The organism is Pseudarthrobacter sp. TAF60_1 (assembly GCF_052113505.1).
GTDB lineage: Bacteria > Actinomycetota > Actinomycetes > Actinomycetales > Micrococcaceae > Arthrobacter.
Genome location: NZ_JBFRDI010000003.1, coordinates 77,827 through 94,094, shown reverse-complemented (window position 1 = coordinate 94,094; position 16,268 = coordinate 77,827). Strand labels below are relative to the sequence as shown.

Here is a 16,268-nt window from a genome sequence, read left to right as displayed (position 1 = left end):
GATTTCCCGAATGGATGACCTGACGTGACCATTATCGATAACGCCGTCTACGTTGACGGCCTCCGCAGCGCAGAGCCCGAAAGCCTGGAGCAGACGTTCGAAACCCTTACCCTTCATGGCGGCATGGCCTGGATCGGGCTGTACCGGCCCACCGCCGAAGAAATGGATGCAGTGGCCAACGAGTTCGGGCTGCATGCTTTGGCGGTGGAGGACGCCATTTCCGCGCACCAGCGGCCCAAGCTGGAACGCTATGAGGACAACCTGTTCACGGTGCTCCGGCCGGCACGCTACCTGGACTCGACCGAGACCGTGGAGTTCGGCGAGCTGCACGTCTTCACCGGCCGGAACTTCGTGGTGACCGTCCGCCATGCCGAAATGGCCGGGGTTAGCCGGGTAAGGCGGCGCCTGGAGGGCCGTCCCGACCTGCTCCGGCACGGCCCGGAGTCGGTCCTGTATGCCTTGCTGGACATGGTGGTGGACGATTATGCGCCCGTAGTGGCCGGCCTGGAAAACGATATCGACGAGATCGAGGACCAGCTGTTCAGCGGGGACAACAGCGTGTCCCGCCGGATCTATGAGCTCGCCCGCGAAGTCATCCAGTTCCAGCGGGCCATCCATCCCCTGCCCGAGATGATGCAGCAGCTCAGGCGGGGCTTCGAAAAGTACGGCGTGAACACCGAACTGCAGCACAGCCTGCGTGACGTGGAGGACCACGTGGAACGGGTAATCTCCCGCGCGGATTCGTTCCGTGACCTGCTGCAGAACGCCCTCACCCTGGACGGAACCCTGACCGCCAACCGGCAGAACGAGGCCAGCGCGGAACAGAACGAACAGGTCAAGAAGATCTCCTCGTGGGCGGCGATCTTCTTCGCACCGTCGTTCGTCGCGGGGGTTTACGGGATGAACTTCGACAACATGCCCGAACTCCACTGGGCCGCGGGCTACCCCATGGCTATTGTGCTGATGGCGGCTACCGCGACCCTGATGTACACCATCTTCAAGAGGAAGGGCTGGCTCTAGCCCCTCCAGTTCTTAGCTGGCCTGCAGCTGAACTGCCCCGTGGCCCGAGTCAGCCGTGCTGAACACCAGCCGCCGGTTGGCGATCTTGTCCATGAAGAAACGGTCGTGGCTGACCACCACCACTGCCCCCGGAAAGTGCAGCAGCGCGCGTTCCATGACCTGTGTGCTGGACAGGTCAAGGTGGTTGGTGGGTTCGTCGAGGAGCAGTACCGAGGCGCCGGAGAGCAGGCACTGGGCCATGGCCACCCGGGCCCGCTGGCCACCCGAGAGGTTGCCGATTCTCTGCTTGAGGTCTGCTTCGGAAAACTGGAACATCGCCAGGAACCTGTTGACCGACTTCTTCGTCGCGGTCAGGGCGAGGCTGTCCGGCATCGCGTTCACCGCATGGGTGACGGTGTCGTCGTCGTCCAGTTCTTCAAGTACCTGGTTGTACGAAACCATCCCCGCACCCTTGGCCCAGGCCACGGTCCCGGCATCAGCCGGCTCTTCACCCGTGAGCGCCCGCAGCAGCGTGGTCTTGCCGCTGCCGTTGGCGCCGATGACCGCGATCCGGTGGCCGCGACCGATCTCGAAACTCCGATCGCTGAAGAGAGTCCTGCCGCCGTAGGCCTTGCCAAGCGACTCCACCCGGCACAAGACGTCCTTGACGTAGAGGCCGCCATAGATCTCCGTGATGATCTGGTCCACGGGCCGGGGCGCCCGGGACTTCTTGATCCTGGCCAGCTGGTTTGCCAGGCCCTTGCCTGCCGCTTTGGCAGCCTCCCGGCGGTCGGAGATGCCCTCGGCCTCGAAGGCCAGCAGCTCCGACTCGTGGACAAACTGGCTTTCCAGGCTTTTGAGCCGGAACTGTTTGGCCACCACGTACTCGGCGAAGTTCCCCGGGTACTCGTGGAGGTGGTAGTTCTCCACCTCGATGATCCGGGTGACAACGGAGTCCAGGAACTTCCGGTCATGCGAGACGATAATCGCGGCGCACTTGAACGTCCTGAACCAGCCTTCGAGCCATTCGACGCCGGCAACGTCCAGGTAGTTGGTGGGTTCATCCAACAGCAGGACGTCCGGCGCCTCGAGCAGGATCTTCGCCAGTGCTGCCCGGTTCCGCCAGCCGCCGGAGAGCTCGTCGATGGCGCACGTGCGGTGGTGTTCACTGAAGCCAAGTGTCGTGAGCACCTTGTCGATGCCGCGCTGGTAGTCCCAGCCGTCCAGCCGGTCCATGTCCTCAAACAGCTCGGACTGGCGGCGGATCAGCTCTTCCAATCGCGCGCTATCGGAGGAATCGGCGGCGATGGCCGCATCGATTCCGGCGAGCTCGGCCTCGATCTCCTTAACGTGGGCGAACAGGCCGTCCAGGACCTCGGAAATCGTGGACTCACCGTTCAGCTCGGAGAACTGGGAGAAGTAGGCCAGCTTGGTTCCCAGCTCCACAGCGACCGCTCCGGTGTCCGGGGCAATTTGGCCCTGGACCAGTTTGAGGATGGTTGACTTGCCGGATCCGTTCTTGCCGATCAGGCCCACCCGGTCTCCGGCCTCCAGCTTGAAGAAGGCCTCGCGGAGAACCTGGGTCTTTTCAAAACTGACGTTGACGTCGTTCAGCCGGATCAAACTCATTGTTGGTGTCCTATTCAGGTGCTGGCTGATGGGCAGGGAACGCCCGGCCGGTTCGGGATCGCGGCCAACTCAGTAGATATGCGGGGGGTGGCTCAAACCGATCAAGGCGGCCTGTCTGATCTTAGCTGTCTCCCCGTTCGCGGTTGCGAAAGCCCCAGTTGACAGCCGGTGCCGCAGCCGAAGTCCGGGTCATCACCACCTGCTGATGACCCGGGACCAGGCTTTGGATAAGATCAAGGTTCAACGCTCAGTCGACCGAGGCCCGGCGTTTGCCAGGCCGATAGAGCCTCAGGCGAGCAGAGAGGCCAGCCATGGACTCCACCCAGTCCGCTGAACATCAGCTCAACCCTTTTCCCCGGTACGAACAAATGCGGGAATCCGCCCCGGTCTTTTACGACGAACAATCGGGGAGTTGGCACGTCTTCCGGTACGACGACGTTCAGCGGGCACTGTCTGAATATGCGGTATTCTCGTCGCGCATGGGCCGTGACGACGGATCCGGAACCGGCCACCTGTTCGCCTCGAGCCTGATCGCCACCGATCCCCCAAGGCACCGGCAGCTGCGCTCCCTGGTCACCCAGACGTTCACGCCCAAAGCTGTGGACGCCCTGGCTCCCCGCATCGCCGGGCTCACGGACGAACTGCTGGATGGGATCGCAGCCACTGGTAGCGCAGACCTGATTAAGGAATTGGCGTACCCGTTGCCGGTCATCGTGATCTCCGAGCTCATGGGCATCCCCGCCCGGGACCGTGAACGCTTCAAACAGTGGTCCGATGTGATTGTCAGCCAAACGCGGGCCAGTTCGGCCAGTGCGGATCAGTCCGCCACGATCACGGAGATGACGGAGTACTTCCTGGCCCTGATCGACCAACGCCGGAGCCGGCCCGGCAACGACCTGATCAGTACCCTGCTGTCCGCCGAGATTGACGGCCAAAAACTCACGGTGCCTGAACTGCTCGGGTTTTGTGCTTTATTGCTCGTCGCCGGCAACGAGACCACCACCAATCTGATCGGCAACGCCGTTTGGTGCTTGGCTGAGTCGCCCGGCACCCTGGACCGTCTCCTGAGGGACCCCGCCCTGCTTCCCCAGACCATCGAAGAAGTGCTGCGCTTCCGGTCGCCGGTCCAGTCCATGTACAGAATGACGGTCGCGGACACGACTCTGGGAGGCGAACTGGTTCCCGCCGGCGCACCGATCGTGGCTTGGATCGGTTCCGCCAACCGCGACGAGCGGCACTTCCAGCGGCCAAAGGAGTTCGACGTCGACCGCGGCCAGAACCGGCATCTGGCGTTCGGCCACGGCATTCACTTTTGCCTCGGTGCGCCGCTGGCCCGGCTCGAGGCCAGGATCGCACTGGAGGCCCTGCTGTCCCGCTTGCCCGGGCTTTCCATGGTTCAGGGAGCTCACTTGGAACCGATGGAGAGCACCATCGTTTATGGGCTGAAGGCACTACCGGCAACTTGGCAGCCGGCCTGACCACAACGGACGGCAGGGTTTTGAAGGGCAATCGCGCTGTGGCGCAAGACCTTGAAATTTGTGGAGCTAAGGAGATTCGAACTCCTGACCTCTTCTCAGAGGACGGCGTATTTCATTGCTTACCAGGGGTTTGTGCTGTGTTGGCAATCCGCGGGATCTAGGCGTTTTTGGCGTGACGGACAACCTTTGACATGCCAGCGTTTTTCATCATTTCCGTGGGGTAAACGTGTGGCGGACCGTGACGCCGATCGTGTCAGCGGACGAGTTCGGTTCGATACCCCTCCCGTATCCGGTCAGCTTCGTCAGGGAACTACCAGGTGTCACGTAACTAACGGCCAGTGCCGGCTAGTACTACAATCGCGTTCATGGGGTATGTCTGAGCTGCCGGAGCAGAAATTAGAGTTTTGCACTCCAGGGTTTCTTTGAGAAATGGTTGTTTAGTCCCTACCAATTCAAAGTGACCCTAACGTCTCTCTCCTGCCGCCACGCCGGGTGCCGCCCCAAACCCCGAAACTCATGTGGACCTAACCACGCTTAGAGACGGAGGGCCGCAAAACGGAGACTCACCCCCCGATCCGGATGGGTGGACAGAGGTTAGTTGTTCCTTTCTCTTGCGGCGCTTCCTAACGATTCTTGGATTTTCTGTGCCGTTTCTTCAGCCCCGTAGCAACGGAATTTTATTGCATGAGACGGGGTCCTCACGACGATAATTTTGGTGAGGACCCCTGGAAGTATCTCCACAGAGACAACTTGGGAGAGGCTCACTTGCAGCCCAGCTAACCCTTTATGGGCCATTTTATTTACAAAATTTGGTTGAAATTTAAGCTCATGAGTCGTAAGAATGATCTTCCCTCCGACCCACAGACCGCCGTAATAAGCGGCGAATTCAGCCATTGTGGCATTGAATAGAGGGGCTGCAATTTCCTTCAATTCGGGCATTATCAGATCTGTCAATTCGGTAATGATTAGATCTGTATTTGGCTCAGCGTCCTCAATCAGGGCGTTGGCAACCTTTGTTGCAACGACACGACTTTCCATATCGCAAAGGTACTCCGTGACGACTCCTGTGGCCACACCCCCCACATCGCCGAACGGCGTGGACCTTTGCCCGTTAGGTGTGACTGTTGGTTCGGAATGGCGGTTTTTTCACAGCTCGGTTTGGCGGTTTTAACGTTCCATTCGAGGATCCTTTGCCGGGCGCCGAGGAGATCCCCACGGGCATGGGCTAGGCGATGGCTCCGTCGTTGAGCTGTAGGCGCCTGGAGCGGCGCGGGAGCCCGCGGGCCCAGAATGCGATCATGAGCCCGGCTGTCGCGGCCCCTCCAGCGTCAATCCAGGACGACGACCAAGATCCGTCCGGGGTTGGAATCGCAAAGGCAAGCACCACCACCGCGAACCCCAGCAGAACCTCCACCGCGGCCTGTAACGGTCGCGCGCGGTACTCGGGGTAGGCCAGCCGGACCAAGGGGATGATCGGCAGCAGGAATAGTCCAGGGGTGAAGACCACGAAGACCATGTTGAATGTGAAGATGAGCAGGCCCAGCATCAGCAGGCCCAAGAACTTCAGGACCTGCAGCACGCGGGGACGGTTCTCCGGTGTCCATCGGCTCAGCAGCAGCCCCCAGGCCGGCAGTCCAAGCAGCCAGCCGCCGACCCAAGGGCCCAGGTTCAGCAGCGCCAGGACCACGAGCAGGGCACCGGGCAGCAGGAACGCCGCGGCCTGTCGCAGCGACGGAAGCCTTCCGGTCGGGACGAAGATGCACGCCCCAATCAGGAGATATGCGACCACATACCAGGGCAGGAGCTGGATCACCGGCACTTGGGACAGTCCGAACACCAGCAGCGTCAGCGAGTCGATCATCACGCACACCGCAGCGAACGCCCACGGCCGGCGAGCAAGGTTTGGTACGGCATCCCCCAATGTCATGACCCGCACTTTACCGGCTCTCGGCGTTAATGAGCACGTCTGGTCACACGCCGGCCCGCCGGGATCCGGCATGGTCACCCGGATCGTGGACCACACCCGCGACGCCCACGGCGTGGTGCACGCCCGGCTGCTTGACCTGGTTCCGGGCCGGTCCGGGAAGGCCTACGCCGACGGGCTCAAAGACCGCGGTCCCGGCTTCACTGCGGGGATCAAGACCGCGGCGCTGGATCCCTTCCGCGGGTACGCGAACGCGATCCGCGATGAACTGCCCGAAGCCATCAGGGTCCTGGACGCTTTCCATGTCGTCAAACTCGGATCGGCCGCTATGGTCGATGAGGTCCCCCGCCGGGTCCAGCAGGCACCGTGGCCGCAAGGGCGATCCGCTCTTCGGGATCCGCCGGACCCTGCAGATCGGCGCCGAACACCTCAGCGACAAGCAGTCCGCCCGGCTCGACGCCAAACTCATAGCCGGAGACCCCGACCACGAAGTCACCCTAGCGTGGAAGTGCTATCAAAAGCTCCGCAACATCTATCACGCCCGGCCGGGGCGCGGCCGGGAACTCGTCAATGAGGTCATTGCATCATTCTCGTCCTGCCCGATCCCGGAAGTCGCCCGCCTCGGCCGGACACTGAAACAATGGAAGACCGCGATCCTGGCCTACTCTGATACGAACAGCGCCTCGATCGGCCCCACCGAGGCGATCAACGGCGTCATCGAAACCACGCGCAGAATAGCGCGAGACTTCCGAAACTTCACCAACTACCGACTCAGGTGCCTACTCGCGGCCGGCGGCCACCGACACTACCGGATCAAACACGCCAACCATGCATAAATGCGAAGGGCCCGTAATGTCGCACTTTCGGGATGAACCTGACAAGATGCCTGATTGCCCTGCTCATTCCTTAGACTTCGTCCTGTCCGCCAAGAGTTCGTCGTACTTTCGTTGCTCTATCCAGTCCTCCCGTAACCCCAATTCGGTGGCCGTCCGTGAAATCAAAATATGAGCCTGAGAGACTTCCTGTTCATTAGTGACGAGGCGCTCTAGTTCCACGAACCAGCCCAGTCCTCGTACTTCGTCGACACAAACTTCCACATCTGAGATCCGCCCGCTCGTTCGAGTCTTCACGACGTCTGTGACCAATGTTAGGCCGAGGTTCGAGAAGATTTCCTCAGCTGCGGCGGCGTTCCCGACGGTTGTCTCGATCTCAGTCATTTCTCCAGTTGGCATAAGTTTTCTCTTGAGAGTAACGGTGGAAATTCCCCCAGAGGTGCGTACTCGTAAAACCGGGCTACCGGGCACAAACTCGTCAAACGATGTCGAACCCAACAGAAAAACCGTGTCGCGCTGCGGTACAGACTCACGGAAAATTTCGCGATGCTTCATGACCAAGGAAGACGCAAATTTTCCCTCTACCCTGTATTTAACTTCTACTTCTATCATACTCAACCCAATGTTCACTGTATTCCTCGAACAAGAGCGACCGGCCGTCGCTCCCTGGCTGTCAATGGCCAACTGTCACCGTATTTTATCTTCGGAACATCAAATTCCGCCCAACTCTGTGGAATTTCCACCATGCCAAGGTGTTCTATGGCAATTCGCCCCAAAAAGCTTTGAAATCGCGACAAACTTCGCGTCTCAACACTCGGGAAGGACCACACCTCGTCGGCATAGCGCAAGAGCCCTAACCACAAGAACAAAACTAAATCCGTGGGACCATCGCCGAGCTCTATAGCTTTTGAAGGCACTAAGGGGACGTACCCCTTCAGATGTGCCCCTGCCCCGAGCCAGTCAGCGTATTTGCTGTCTAGCGGGTCATGGAGGCAGAAAGCAACCCGAGGCAGGGCTTGCGAACCCCCCAGTATTCGATCCACAAAAGAGACGACCTCAGGGTTATCTTTGGAGAGAACACGACGAACGAGGTCAACTGGAAAATTTAACTTCGCAAGGGCAGGAGTTACCGAGTCTGCTACCAAGTGATTCACATCGACCCAGTAGACCGCGCTTTCGTTGCCTTGTCGACGCCTGTTTTCCAGGTAGAAGAGCAACTCAACAGCAACCCCCTCGGCAAGCGAACCAACTGATTCGAGTGCAGGAAGCGCCGTTGAGAAAATCCACATTTCATCACACCGGGACAACGCCGCAATGTCCGCCAAGAGCACTCCGGATTTGCTTTGATAAGCCAAAACGGAGTCGCGGTAGCCCACTATGCTTTCGGGGTTTAGTGGTAACCGGCCTTGACTTATAGCATACTTTCGCATCAGTGGCACTAGGGCAAAATGGTCCCCATTGAAAGCTGTATATGCAGACGGGATAGACCAAGCCAATTCACCCTTCAAGGGCAACGGGGGTTGGTACACCTCATTGTTCGGGTTTCTTTCCACTAAGATTAGGTCAGCAAGAAAGTAACCCAACAAAGAATCCTTTAGCTCGCTGCGATTTTGCTTAGTATCTTCCATTGCTACCGCCAGTTGCTCTTTCTTTCATAACTCTTTCTTTTTGCGTATCGATTACTGCAAGCATTTTATTCTCGTCATGCCAGGTTTCAGGCATCAAGGAGATTCGCTTGACAACTTCTCGCAAATAGCCGACGGTAAATTCGTGCGTGTGAATGATGCTTTGGTTGGATAGAAGGAATAGTTTGACTTCCGGCGGAGTGTCGAAATCATCGGCAAAAGCGGATAACATTCCTTTTCGTTCATCCGTCTCCGGCGGCTTCACCTCGAAAATGAAGTCAATTCGACCTGGCCTTGTAGCAGCGGTGTCGAGTTTGTCCGGATAGTTGGTGGCGATGGCGAACACCACATTGCGGGCGTCTCGCAAGCGGTGGAGCCGCGGAAGCATTGCCGATGTGAGAAACCGGGACTCCCTTTCGCTGCCGAGCGCATCTCGACGAAGGACAACCTCTTCAATTTCATCAAACAGCACCACCACGTCATTCAACTCGAGAAGAAGATTGAAGATCCTTTCAGCTTCGGCTTCAAGCTGCGTTAAACCGTTTCGTAGAAAGGAACCAAGATCGAGAGTGAGAAGAGGCCACCCGAGTTTGTAGGCGATTGTAGCTGCAATGGTTGTTTTAGAGGTTCCAGGCGGACCGCCAAGCACAAACGACATGGACGCCCGGTTCCGGTCCCCGCCCTTCAGCGGCCCGATCACGTATCTTTCAATCTCTTCGCTGACACTCGACGGTAGCTCAAATATCTTCTTGCTCTCGTCTAGCGCCTTGACGCCCAGTTCGAGGGCCGCGGTCTCCGAGATTATCCGGGTGGCGGTCGCGTGATAGCCAATCAGGAAACCGAGCGAGGCGACCGTTACAAAGGATAGGACCTTTGTCTCATGTCCCTTCGCCCGTAGCCCCCAGCCTCTGTGCCCGGAGCTGCGTCGATGTACACCATTCAGGATTGGATCGAGAGCTTTTAACTCATCAGCATCCAAGTAGCTCGAAACTCCGTGAATCAAGAGCAAGGCCAGTTCTGCAGACGAAATATTGATGCTCAGTCCAGTGCGCGTCTGAAAAACCGCCGACTTTGGAGCGAAACTCCCGTCCAGTAGGAGAAAGTCTGAAGTAACGATCTTCAGGGCCTGATGGATTAGGGCCCGGCTCAGATCATCCGCGAGGTTCAACTGTCTTGTAAGAAGGCCCATGGTGGCAAGCGGGCAGACTAGGTCGACACCATCGAACAGGCTTTGCACGCCAGAATGATAGGCAGCCACGAGTCTGCATACCTCTGCTTGAGCAGCCGCAAGGGACAAACGAAGTGCCTTTGTCACGCGCGGTGGAGCATCTAGGCCGGTGCCTTGGAGAGCGGCATAGTATTCGCTCATAGCTCTGACTGTCAGGTGTGTGAGGTAAGGGTTGCCACTCGATTGAGTGTACGGGTCTCGGGCTTCATCCACCCGAGAGGGTATCAGGTCGTGAACGTAGCCCTGCCAGTCCTGGAGCCAACTGCTCAGTTGTTCTGCGACCGAGGATCCGATTCGCAGCCTCTCGGGAGTTACTCTCTCTGGCTGATTCTGGATGATCCTCGCAAGCGACCAAAGGTGTATGGACGAGTTGTAAGTGTTCGGCAGTTTCTCGGCATCTTTATTCGCATCCTGGGCGGACTGGTCTAGCGAGTACATCCTTTCGTAGTCTCCAAGTGCAGTCTCAATAAGTAATGGCCCTTCCGGGAGAAGATCGTCATAGGCCTCAGCCGCGAAACTCTTTGGATTGGGAGCCAAGAGGTTCGCCAGAGCAAAAGCCGACGAAGTGGCTTCATTCGTGAGGTCTCCGTCCTGCCGGCGTCGATCCTCCTGGGTACCGCGCCACGTCCTGTAGTCGCGTCGCCGATGTCTTATTACCCGTCTGGAGTCCTCCGAATTATCTGAGAAGGGCTCGAGAGCCTTAGCTTCGGCAATCAACGTGGCTGCTACGCGATCACGGCGCGCGCGCAGGTCCCAAAAAAGCCCATTGCTCACTTGAGCATCTTCCGGCATCCAACTCTCCTGCCTGTAAGCACTACATACTGAACTGCAAGCTATCGGCTATCTGCGGCAGTTGGAATAGGCACGGCCAGCAGGAGCGATTGTTCCGACGCCAGAAGTGGAGTTTGCAGCTACGCCGACTGCTTTCCCTACGGCTAAACGTCATCTCAGAATGCATGATCGGGCGGGATATACGGGGACGAAAAAGAACTCCGTCCGGACGACAGGACGCTGTGCCCCTTGAAGCTGCGGCAGTCCGGCGGACTACGACGGCGGGGCGCTCTGGCGCGCTCAGGATTACGTCGCCAGGAAGCGTCCAATCGAAGTCACGCGGGAGGAGTTGTCCGTCGTTGGAATTGAAGGGAAGGATCCTGAAGGTTCCCGCATCAGGATCCACTACCCCGTCCGTGATCCGCATCCCGGGCCACACACCCATCCAGCACAGCCCCGGATGCTGACGGGCCTGATCGACCTCATTGCGCGTGACCATGACAGAGTTCCCCCCATTACGTCAGTAGTACTTCCCCGGTCCCGGAGATAGTTCAACATGCTTGCTACACAAGTACTCACGGTCTACGCGCCTAGCATGGCTCGCTTCAACGCCGGATTCCTTCTAGTTCTCACATCAAGAGGATACCGTCGCACGTGCCGCGGGATCGATATCGCCCGCGTTAGCCGCAGTATCGCTCCGAACATGGATGCGCCTACTCCTTGTCGGGTCTCACATTGATCGCGACTCGCCAAACGATCCAGCTAGCTCATCTCCCTGTCCGGGCACCTGACGCAACTTCACCGGCGCCTCGTAGAACCCGCCGTACTTGCCCTAGAAACGCACTCCGACGCCCTGCGGACACCATAGGATTCTCCCGGATCAATAGGACTCCCCAGCGTCATGCCGTGCCGCAGCAACATACCCATGAAGGATCAGAAGCATCTTCGCTGTTTGTCATTCTGATCCCCATCATCGCTGGGCGGGTCCTCCGCGCAACCAGGGCGCGACGCGCCGGGAACGGGCCAAACTTTCGTTCGGCGCTCCTCCGTCGCTTATTTCCTCGCGAAATTTTGGCTCGCCCCCGGTTCCCCAAGTTGCACTCCGGCCCCTCATACCCAGCGGTGACTCCTCTATCAGAACGACGCACACATCTGACTGACACACTCTGTGCCGGCCGGCCGCTGAAGGAGAAGGAACATGGAACCGCTCACCATCAAAACCCCCGCCGACGTCCTCAGTTTCATCGGCCACACCCTGGGGTTTTGGCCCCACGAAAGCTTGGTCTGCATCACCCTCGCCGACAACCACGTCGGAGCAACCCTCCGCGTCGACCTCCCGAAGCCAAGCACCGAAAACAGCTACGCAAAGATGGTTGCCGGATACCTTGGCCACGACACCAGCGCCAAAGGTGTGCTATTCGCCGTCTACACCTCCGAGTCCACGAACGGCGACCACAAGCCACACGCAGCAACCATCGCCGCGCTCACGGGCGCCCTAGCCGAGCGAGGACTCACCATCAGAGAAGGACTCCTCGTCGGAGACCAGACGGTGTCCCAGTACGACGGCGACCCCCAGAAGGGCGTCCGGCTCCCCTTGAGTGCCACCCAATCCAGCCAAATCAACGCCGAACTCGTCTACCGCGGCAGCACCATCGAACCCACCAACCGCATCACGCTGCCGGCATCGACCAAAGAATCCCAGACCCTGCATGCCGTGGAGAACCGAGTCGCAGAAATCCAAGGTCTGCGCCACTGGGACGCCATGAAGCAGGCCAGGACGCTCTGGACAGAAATGCTCGAAGCCAAGACATACCCGGACGACGAGCAGACCATCCGCCTAATCGCGAACCTCCAGTTCCCCGGCATCCGCGACCAACTCATGGCCGACATCCCCGGAATTGACGAACCCATGGACCGGATCCTCCTGGCCCAAACACACGGCAAGCCGCAGTGGTCCCGCGTCGAATGGGCCGAGCAACTCCTCGTCCACGCCTACACGCACAGCGCCACAATTCACTCGGCTCCGTCCCTGACTGCCATCGCCTTCATCAACTGGTGGGAAGGCCGAGGCAGCAAGGCCCACCAGTTCCTTGAACTCGCCCTCGACGCCGACCCCAACTATCGCCTCGCCAGGCTCAGCGACCAAATGATCGGAACCGGAATGGTCGCCGGCTGGAGCATGGACAGAGGCACTGCCTACCGGGATCGGGGACTCGAAGCCTCATAAGCCCCGCAGTTATAGGGATACGGCCGACGACGGCGGGGCGTTCCGGAGCCAGTTCTCCACCGCCGTGTCCCAACCGTCCGGGTCGGCATTCCACTCCTGCGCGTGCTCTGCGGAAGGGAAAGTGAGCAGCGTTGCCAGCTCGGGGCGCCGGGTGACGAACTCGCGAGAAATGGCAAAGGGTGTCGAACGGTCCCCTTCGCTGTGGATAACAAGGATGGGAACACTGAGTTCGTCCGCCCGTGCCAAGAAGTCCAGGGCAGGAAAGTTCAAGGGAGCATCCAAGCCTGTGATCCAGCGCGTTCCGGAGGACCCAAGCATCTGCAGTCCAAGCCGTGCAACCCAACCAGGAAGCATACTGGACCGGGCATTGGCCACCAGGGTGCTGCGCCAATCGATAACGGGAGCGTTGAGAACGAGCCGGCAGATGAGGTCCCGAAACTCAGAAAATGCCGCCAACTGGAGAGCGATTGAGGCGCCGAGGGACCACCCGAAAAGAACTATCTGGCGGGCTCCCTGCCCCACGGCATACAACACAGCAGCTTCAACGTCGTACCATTCGGTCTGCCCCAAGTGATACCGGGCGTCCTTGGATGCAGGAGCATCCCGGTCGTTCCGGAGTGAAACAACCAAGGATGTATATCCGAGCCTGTCCGCAACCCGCACGCCGCGGAGAGCGCCGGCTTTCGATCCGCCCAAGCCATGGATGTGGATTGCCCAAGTGGACGAATGTCCGGACGCCTGCCCCGGTGCGAACTTCCAGGCGGGCGCCACGCCGTTCTCGACTGGAATCTGAACGTCCGAGTAGGGCAGCCCTAACTGCTCTGGCGTCGGATAGACGTATCCGCTCCATATGCCAGCCTTGGCGGCCTGCAGGTCCCCGGAGTCAACCCGTTCAACGCGGCGGGTTACCGTTCCGGCGCCAGCGTCCGTGGAGACGACCCCTCCAATGCAGGCATGCCCTGTGCCGTTGGCAAACCAGATGCTGTAGCGGCCGGGAGCCGTCGTCCGGACCGATGCAGGTAACTCCACCATGAGCGGTCCGTCAGCGTTCTGTAACACACGACGGATTTGCAGGTCTTCCCTCCTAAGAGTCTTGGGCACCACAACTTGCCGGGCAAAATAGGCCGCACCGACGAAGACGGCAGCGCCAGCGATGCCACAACCTATGGCCACGGCGGCAGCGGCCCTACGCATCGGCGTCGTCCTCGGGAGTCTTCAGGTGTTCGCCGATGGCTTTGCTTAGGCGCAGCAGCGTCTCCGGCGAGATCCCTTCCAGTTGTCGTGCAGCAAAGTTTCTCACGCGGTTTTCCCGCAGTGTCCGCAGCAGCTGAAGCTGCGCATCCACCAAGTCGGGCACGTCGCCGTCGTCGTCCAAAAGGTATCTGGGGTCAACGCCGAAGAATTCGGCGAGGTTCTGCAAAAGCTGCGGGTCCGTCGCCATGGAACTGTCGCCGGCACGCATGTAGGCCCAGCGGGAGCGAGATAACGGCGTTCCGCGGTCTGACATGTGCTTGCTTATCTGCGGATACGTCAGGGGCGATGATCCCTGGGCCTCAAAAAGATCCAGGAGGAGATTTAGCTTCCGCGCGAGTTTCGCCTGCGGCTGTTCGTCGATCCCACCGTCGCTGTCGGTCACGGAGTCGTGTCCCCTTTCCGTGACAGCTTCGGTCGTCGATGTCCGGATGCTGCTGCCAACCGGGCTCCGAGATGTTGCTCCGCTTCTCGGAGAACATCCAGATCATTTTGACTCAGCAATTGGGCAAGGTTCGGGTCCACGAACAGCGCGTCCTGAATCTCCACCAACATCCTATGCAGCCGGCGCTTTGGTGCACCATGGCGGTCGGTCTGAGGTTGAGCCAAATCGAGGCGGACCTCGGATCGCTCCGACGTGATTCTGTCCCAGACCCCAAACAGTCGCTCGACGAGGACAGCCGCGGCCCGGGTATCCGCTCTCCGCTGCAGCCGACGTGCGACGGGCGGCAAGGCCAGGCCCACGCAAAGGAGAACCATGGCGCCCACCAGCGCGGCGTCGTAGACGTAGGAGAGACGCGTCATGACCTCAAGCTCCCCTGTGAGATGGAGAACGTTCATCCCCAGCACGGCAAGGACCACCACCACGGCCAAAGCGCAGCCGAGGCCGATGAACACAAAAGCGACACGGAAGTATGGCCTCGCCATCTCGCCGCGGAACCTGAAACAGGTAAGGCCGGTGACGGCCACCACCACTCCGATGTAGAGGAACTGGACACTCGAGTAAACGGCCGCCGGCCCCTGGCTTCCATAATCCTTCATGAAGGAGGTGGAAGTCCGCGGAGCATCAACAAGGCCGAAGCTGACAACGAGGGTCCCAACCACAATCCCGAGCACCATGAGCCCTGCCCTGTTGTGAATGTCCACCGTCTCGCTGACATCGGCGGCGCGAAGGACCGCACGGGACAGGAAGTAGATACCGACAACCATGAAAATATTGGCTATGAGGTCCAGGAGATTGCGGCTACCGAGTAGGTGGTCTCCGGCGATATAGATCCGGTCAACATTGAGCGTGAGTGCAGTGGCGATGGTCAGGGCTGCCACCAGGATGCTCTTGTCTTTGCGCCGCTTCAGATCCGGCAGGAGGCAAAGAGCCAGACACCAGATCACGGCTGCGGCAATGTCCTGAATCATCCGAAGATCCGTTCAAACGACCGCGGCTCGAGGTTGCTGTCCCGTATGGCAGCAGCGAAGAGATCTGCCAGGGTTTCGGCAGCGGCCTCGATATGGTCCAGGAAGTCACTTCGGCCCAGGATCCGAGACACCTGCTCGCCGGACAGGTTGGGAAACAACGTCTCCGCATAGTTTGGGGACACCACCAGCTCATCGTGTCGGAGCACCATATGGCCCAGTTCGTGAAGGATGAACTGCTGCCGGTGTAGCGCAGACGGCGTCGGTGCGTGCAGGATGATCTCCGTGCTGTCCGTGGACAGCCACAACCCGCAGACCGATCCCCCGCTCAAGGACTCGGAAACGTCGATCTCAATCCGCCGGTGCCTGAGGTTCTCCACGATCGATATCAGCCGTTCCAACGAAAGGCGGCTGGGCAGATTGAGTGCTAGAAAACCTTCTGCAGCGGATCGCGCCGGCGAATATTTGGCGGAAGGTGTACCGTCCATCGGAACCCCATCAATCAGCCCGGCCCCTGGAAAGGCAGTAGTTGCTTACTGTCTTATTGAACGCTTGCGCTCTGGACATGTCCAGAGCGCAAGCGTTCAATTCCTAGAACTCGCCTCGAAGCCGACCTCGCCAACCGCATCGCCAGGCTTGGTGACTTGATCGGTGCCGGAATGGTGGCCGGTTGAAGCATGGGAGCACGGCAGACCGACCATTCCAGGGGTCTCATCCAGTCTGGCCCCGTGGAGGGGTGTTGTATACGGCTGCGTAGACCCACGCGCAAATGGGGATTGGCGGGCGCCCCAAGCCCGGGTCCGGGGAGTCACCGCCTAAGGTCTGAGAGATCTGCGCATAACACGCAATGGAAGCTGGCCACACACAACATGGTTTGGCAGAGGCGGCCAGTA

The 16,268-nt window shown here is 59.5% G+C and carries 13 protein-coding genes and 1 pseudogene; 4 read left to right on the top strand and 10 right to left on the bottom strand.

Translation table 11 applies throughout. From position 1 onward, the window contains the following. The first annotated feature begins 24 nt into the window (after positions 1-24). Positions 25-1,020: a magnesium/cobalt transporter CorA gene (corA, locus tag AB4Y73_RS03995; RefSeq protein WP_441868794.1), complete on the top strand. Its 996-nt coding sequence runs from the start codon at positions 25-27 to the stop codon at positions 1,018-1,020. 12 nt (positions 1,021-1,032) lie between these two features. On the opposite strand, the gene AB4Y73_RS03990 is transcribed toward corA, so the two are convergent. Continuing rightward, complete coding sequence (locus AB4Y73_RS03990; protein WP_441868791.1) at positions 1,033-2,628, bottom strand: ABC-F family ATP-binding cassette domain-containing protein; 1,596 nt, start codon at positions 2,626-2,628, stop codon at positions 1,033-1,035. 311 nt (positions 2,629-2,939) lie between these two features. Between AB4Y73_RS03990 and AB4Y73_RS03985 the strand changes: the two genes are divergently transcribed. After that, positions 2,940-4,106, top strand: coding sequence for a cytochrome P450 (locus AB4Y73_RS03985; RefSeq protein WP_441868788.1), 1,167 nt, complete (start codon positions 2,940-2,942; stop codon positions 4,104-4,106). Between the two features lie 594 nt (positions 4,107-4,700). Here AB4Y73_RS03985 and AB4Y73_RS03980 read toward each other — a convergent pair. Next, positions 4,701-5,144, bottom strand: a complete 444-nt coding sequence (locus AB4Y73_RS03980; RefSeq protein WP_441868785.1) for a hypothetical protein — start codon at positions 5,142-5,144, stop codon at positions 4,701-4,703. Positions 5,145-5,331: 187 nt separating this feature from the next. After that, positions 5,332-6,033, bottom strand: a complete 702-nt coding sequence (locus tag AB4Y73_RS03975) for a hypothetical protein (protein WP_441868782.1) — start codon at positions 6,031-6,033, stop codon at positions 5,332-5,334. Between AB4Y73_RS03975 and AB4Y73_RS03970 the strand changes: the two are divergent. After that, a pseudogene (locus AB4Y73_RS03970) lies at positions 6,032-6,866 on the top strand (ISL3 family transposase). The gene AB4Y73_RS03975 and the pseudogene AB4Y73_RS03970 sit on opposite strands and share 2 nt — an antisense overlap. Positions 6,867-6,929: 63 nt before the next feature. Here the strand turns inward: AB4Y73_RS03970 and cyaB are convergent. From cyaB to AB4Y73_RS03955, 3 genes are read right to left on the bottom strand one after another with little or no spacing between them, the layout of a single operon-like run. Further along, complete coding sequence (gene cyaB, locus AB4Y73_RS03965; RefSeq protein WP_441868779.1) at positions 6,930-7,493, bottom strand: class IV adenylate cyclase; 564 nt, start codon at positions 7,491-7,493, stop codon at positions 6,930-6,932. Beyond that, complete coding sequence (locus AB4Y73_RS03960) at positions 7,490-8,491, bottom strand: hypothetical protein (protein ID WP_441868776.1); 1,002 nt, start codon at positions 8,489-8,491, stop codon at positions 7,490-7,492. Before AB4Y73_RS03960 ends, cyaB begins: the two co-directional genes overlap by 4 nt. Next, complete coding sequence (locus AB4Y73_RS03955; RefSeq protein ID WP_441868773.1) at positions 8,478-10,508, bottom strand: AAA family ATPase; 2,031 nt, start codon at positions 10,506-10,508, stop codon at positions 8,478-8,480. Before AB4Y73_RS03955 ends, AB4Y73_RS03960 begins: the two co-directional genes overlap by 14 nt. A 1,177-nt stretch (positions 10,509-11,685) precedes the next feature. On the opposite strand from AB4Y73_RS03955, the gene AB4Y73_RS03950 reads away from it, so the two are divergent. Beyond that, the gene (locus tag AB4Y73_RS03950; protein WP_441868770.1) at positions 11,686-12,714 is read left to right on the top strand and encodes a DUF4192 domain-containing protein; all 1,029 of its coding nucleotides are present in this window, start codon (positions 11,686-11,688) and stop codon (positions 12,712-12,714) included. Between the two features lie 9 nt (positions 12,715-12,723). Here the strand turns inward: AB4Y73_RS03950 and AB4Y73_RS03945 are convergent, their stop codons facing one another. The 4 genes from AB4Y73_RS03945 to AB4Y73_RS03930 all read right to left on the bottom strand — a co-directional run bounded on the left by AB4Y73_RS03945 (position 12,724) and on the right by AB4Y73_RS03930 (position 15,863). Further along, positions 12,724-13,746: an alpha/beta hydrolase gene (locus AB4Y73_RS03945; protein ID WP_441868767.1), complete on the bottom strand. Its 1,023-nt coding sequence runs from the start codon at positions 13,744-13,746 to the stop codon at positions 12,724-12,726. 154 nt (positions 13,747-13,900) lie between these two features. Further along, complete coding sequence (locus AB4Y73_RS03940; RefSeq protein ID WP_441868764.1) at positions 13,901-14,350, bottom strand: hypothetical protein; 450 nt, start codon at positions 14,348-14,350, stop codon at positions 13,901-13,903. After that, positions 14,347-15,378, bottom strand: a complete 1,032-nt coding sequence (locus tag AB4Y73_RS03935) for a hypothetical protein (protein ID WP_441868762.1) — start codon at positions 15,376-15,378, stop codon at positions 14,347-14,349. The genes AB4Y73_RS03940 and AB4Y73_RS03935 overlap by 4 nt, the downstream gene beginning before the upstream one ends. Then, positions 15,375-15,863: a hypothetical protein gene (locus tag AB4Y73_RS03930; RefSeq protein ID WP_441868759.1), complete on the bottom strand. Its 489-nt coding sequence runs from the start codon at positions 15,861-15,863 to the stop codon at positions 15,375-15,377. Before AB4Y73_RS03930 ends, AB4Y73_RS03935 begins: the two co-directional genes overlap by 4 nt. Positions 15,864-16,268 lie beyond the last annotated feature (405 nt).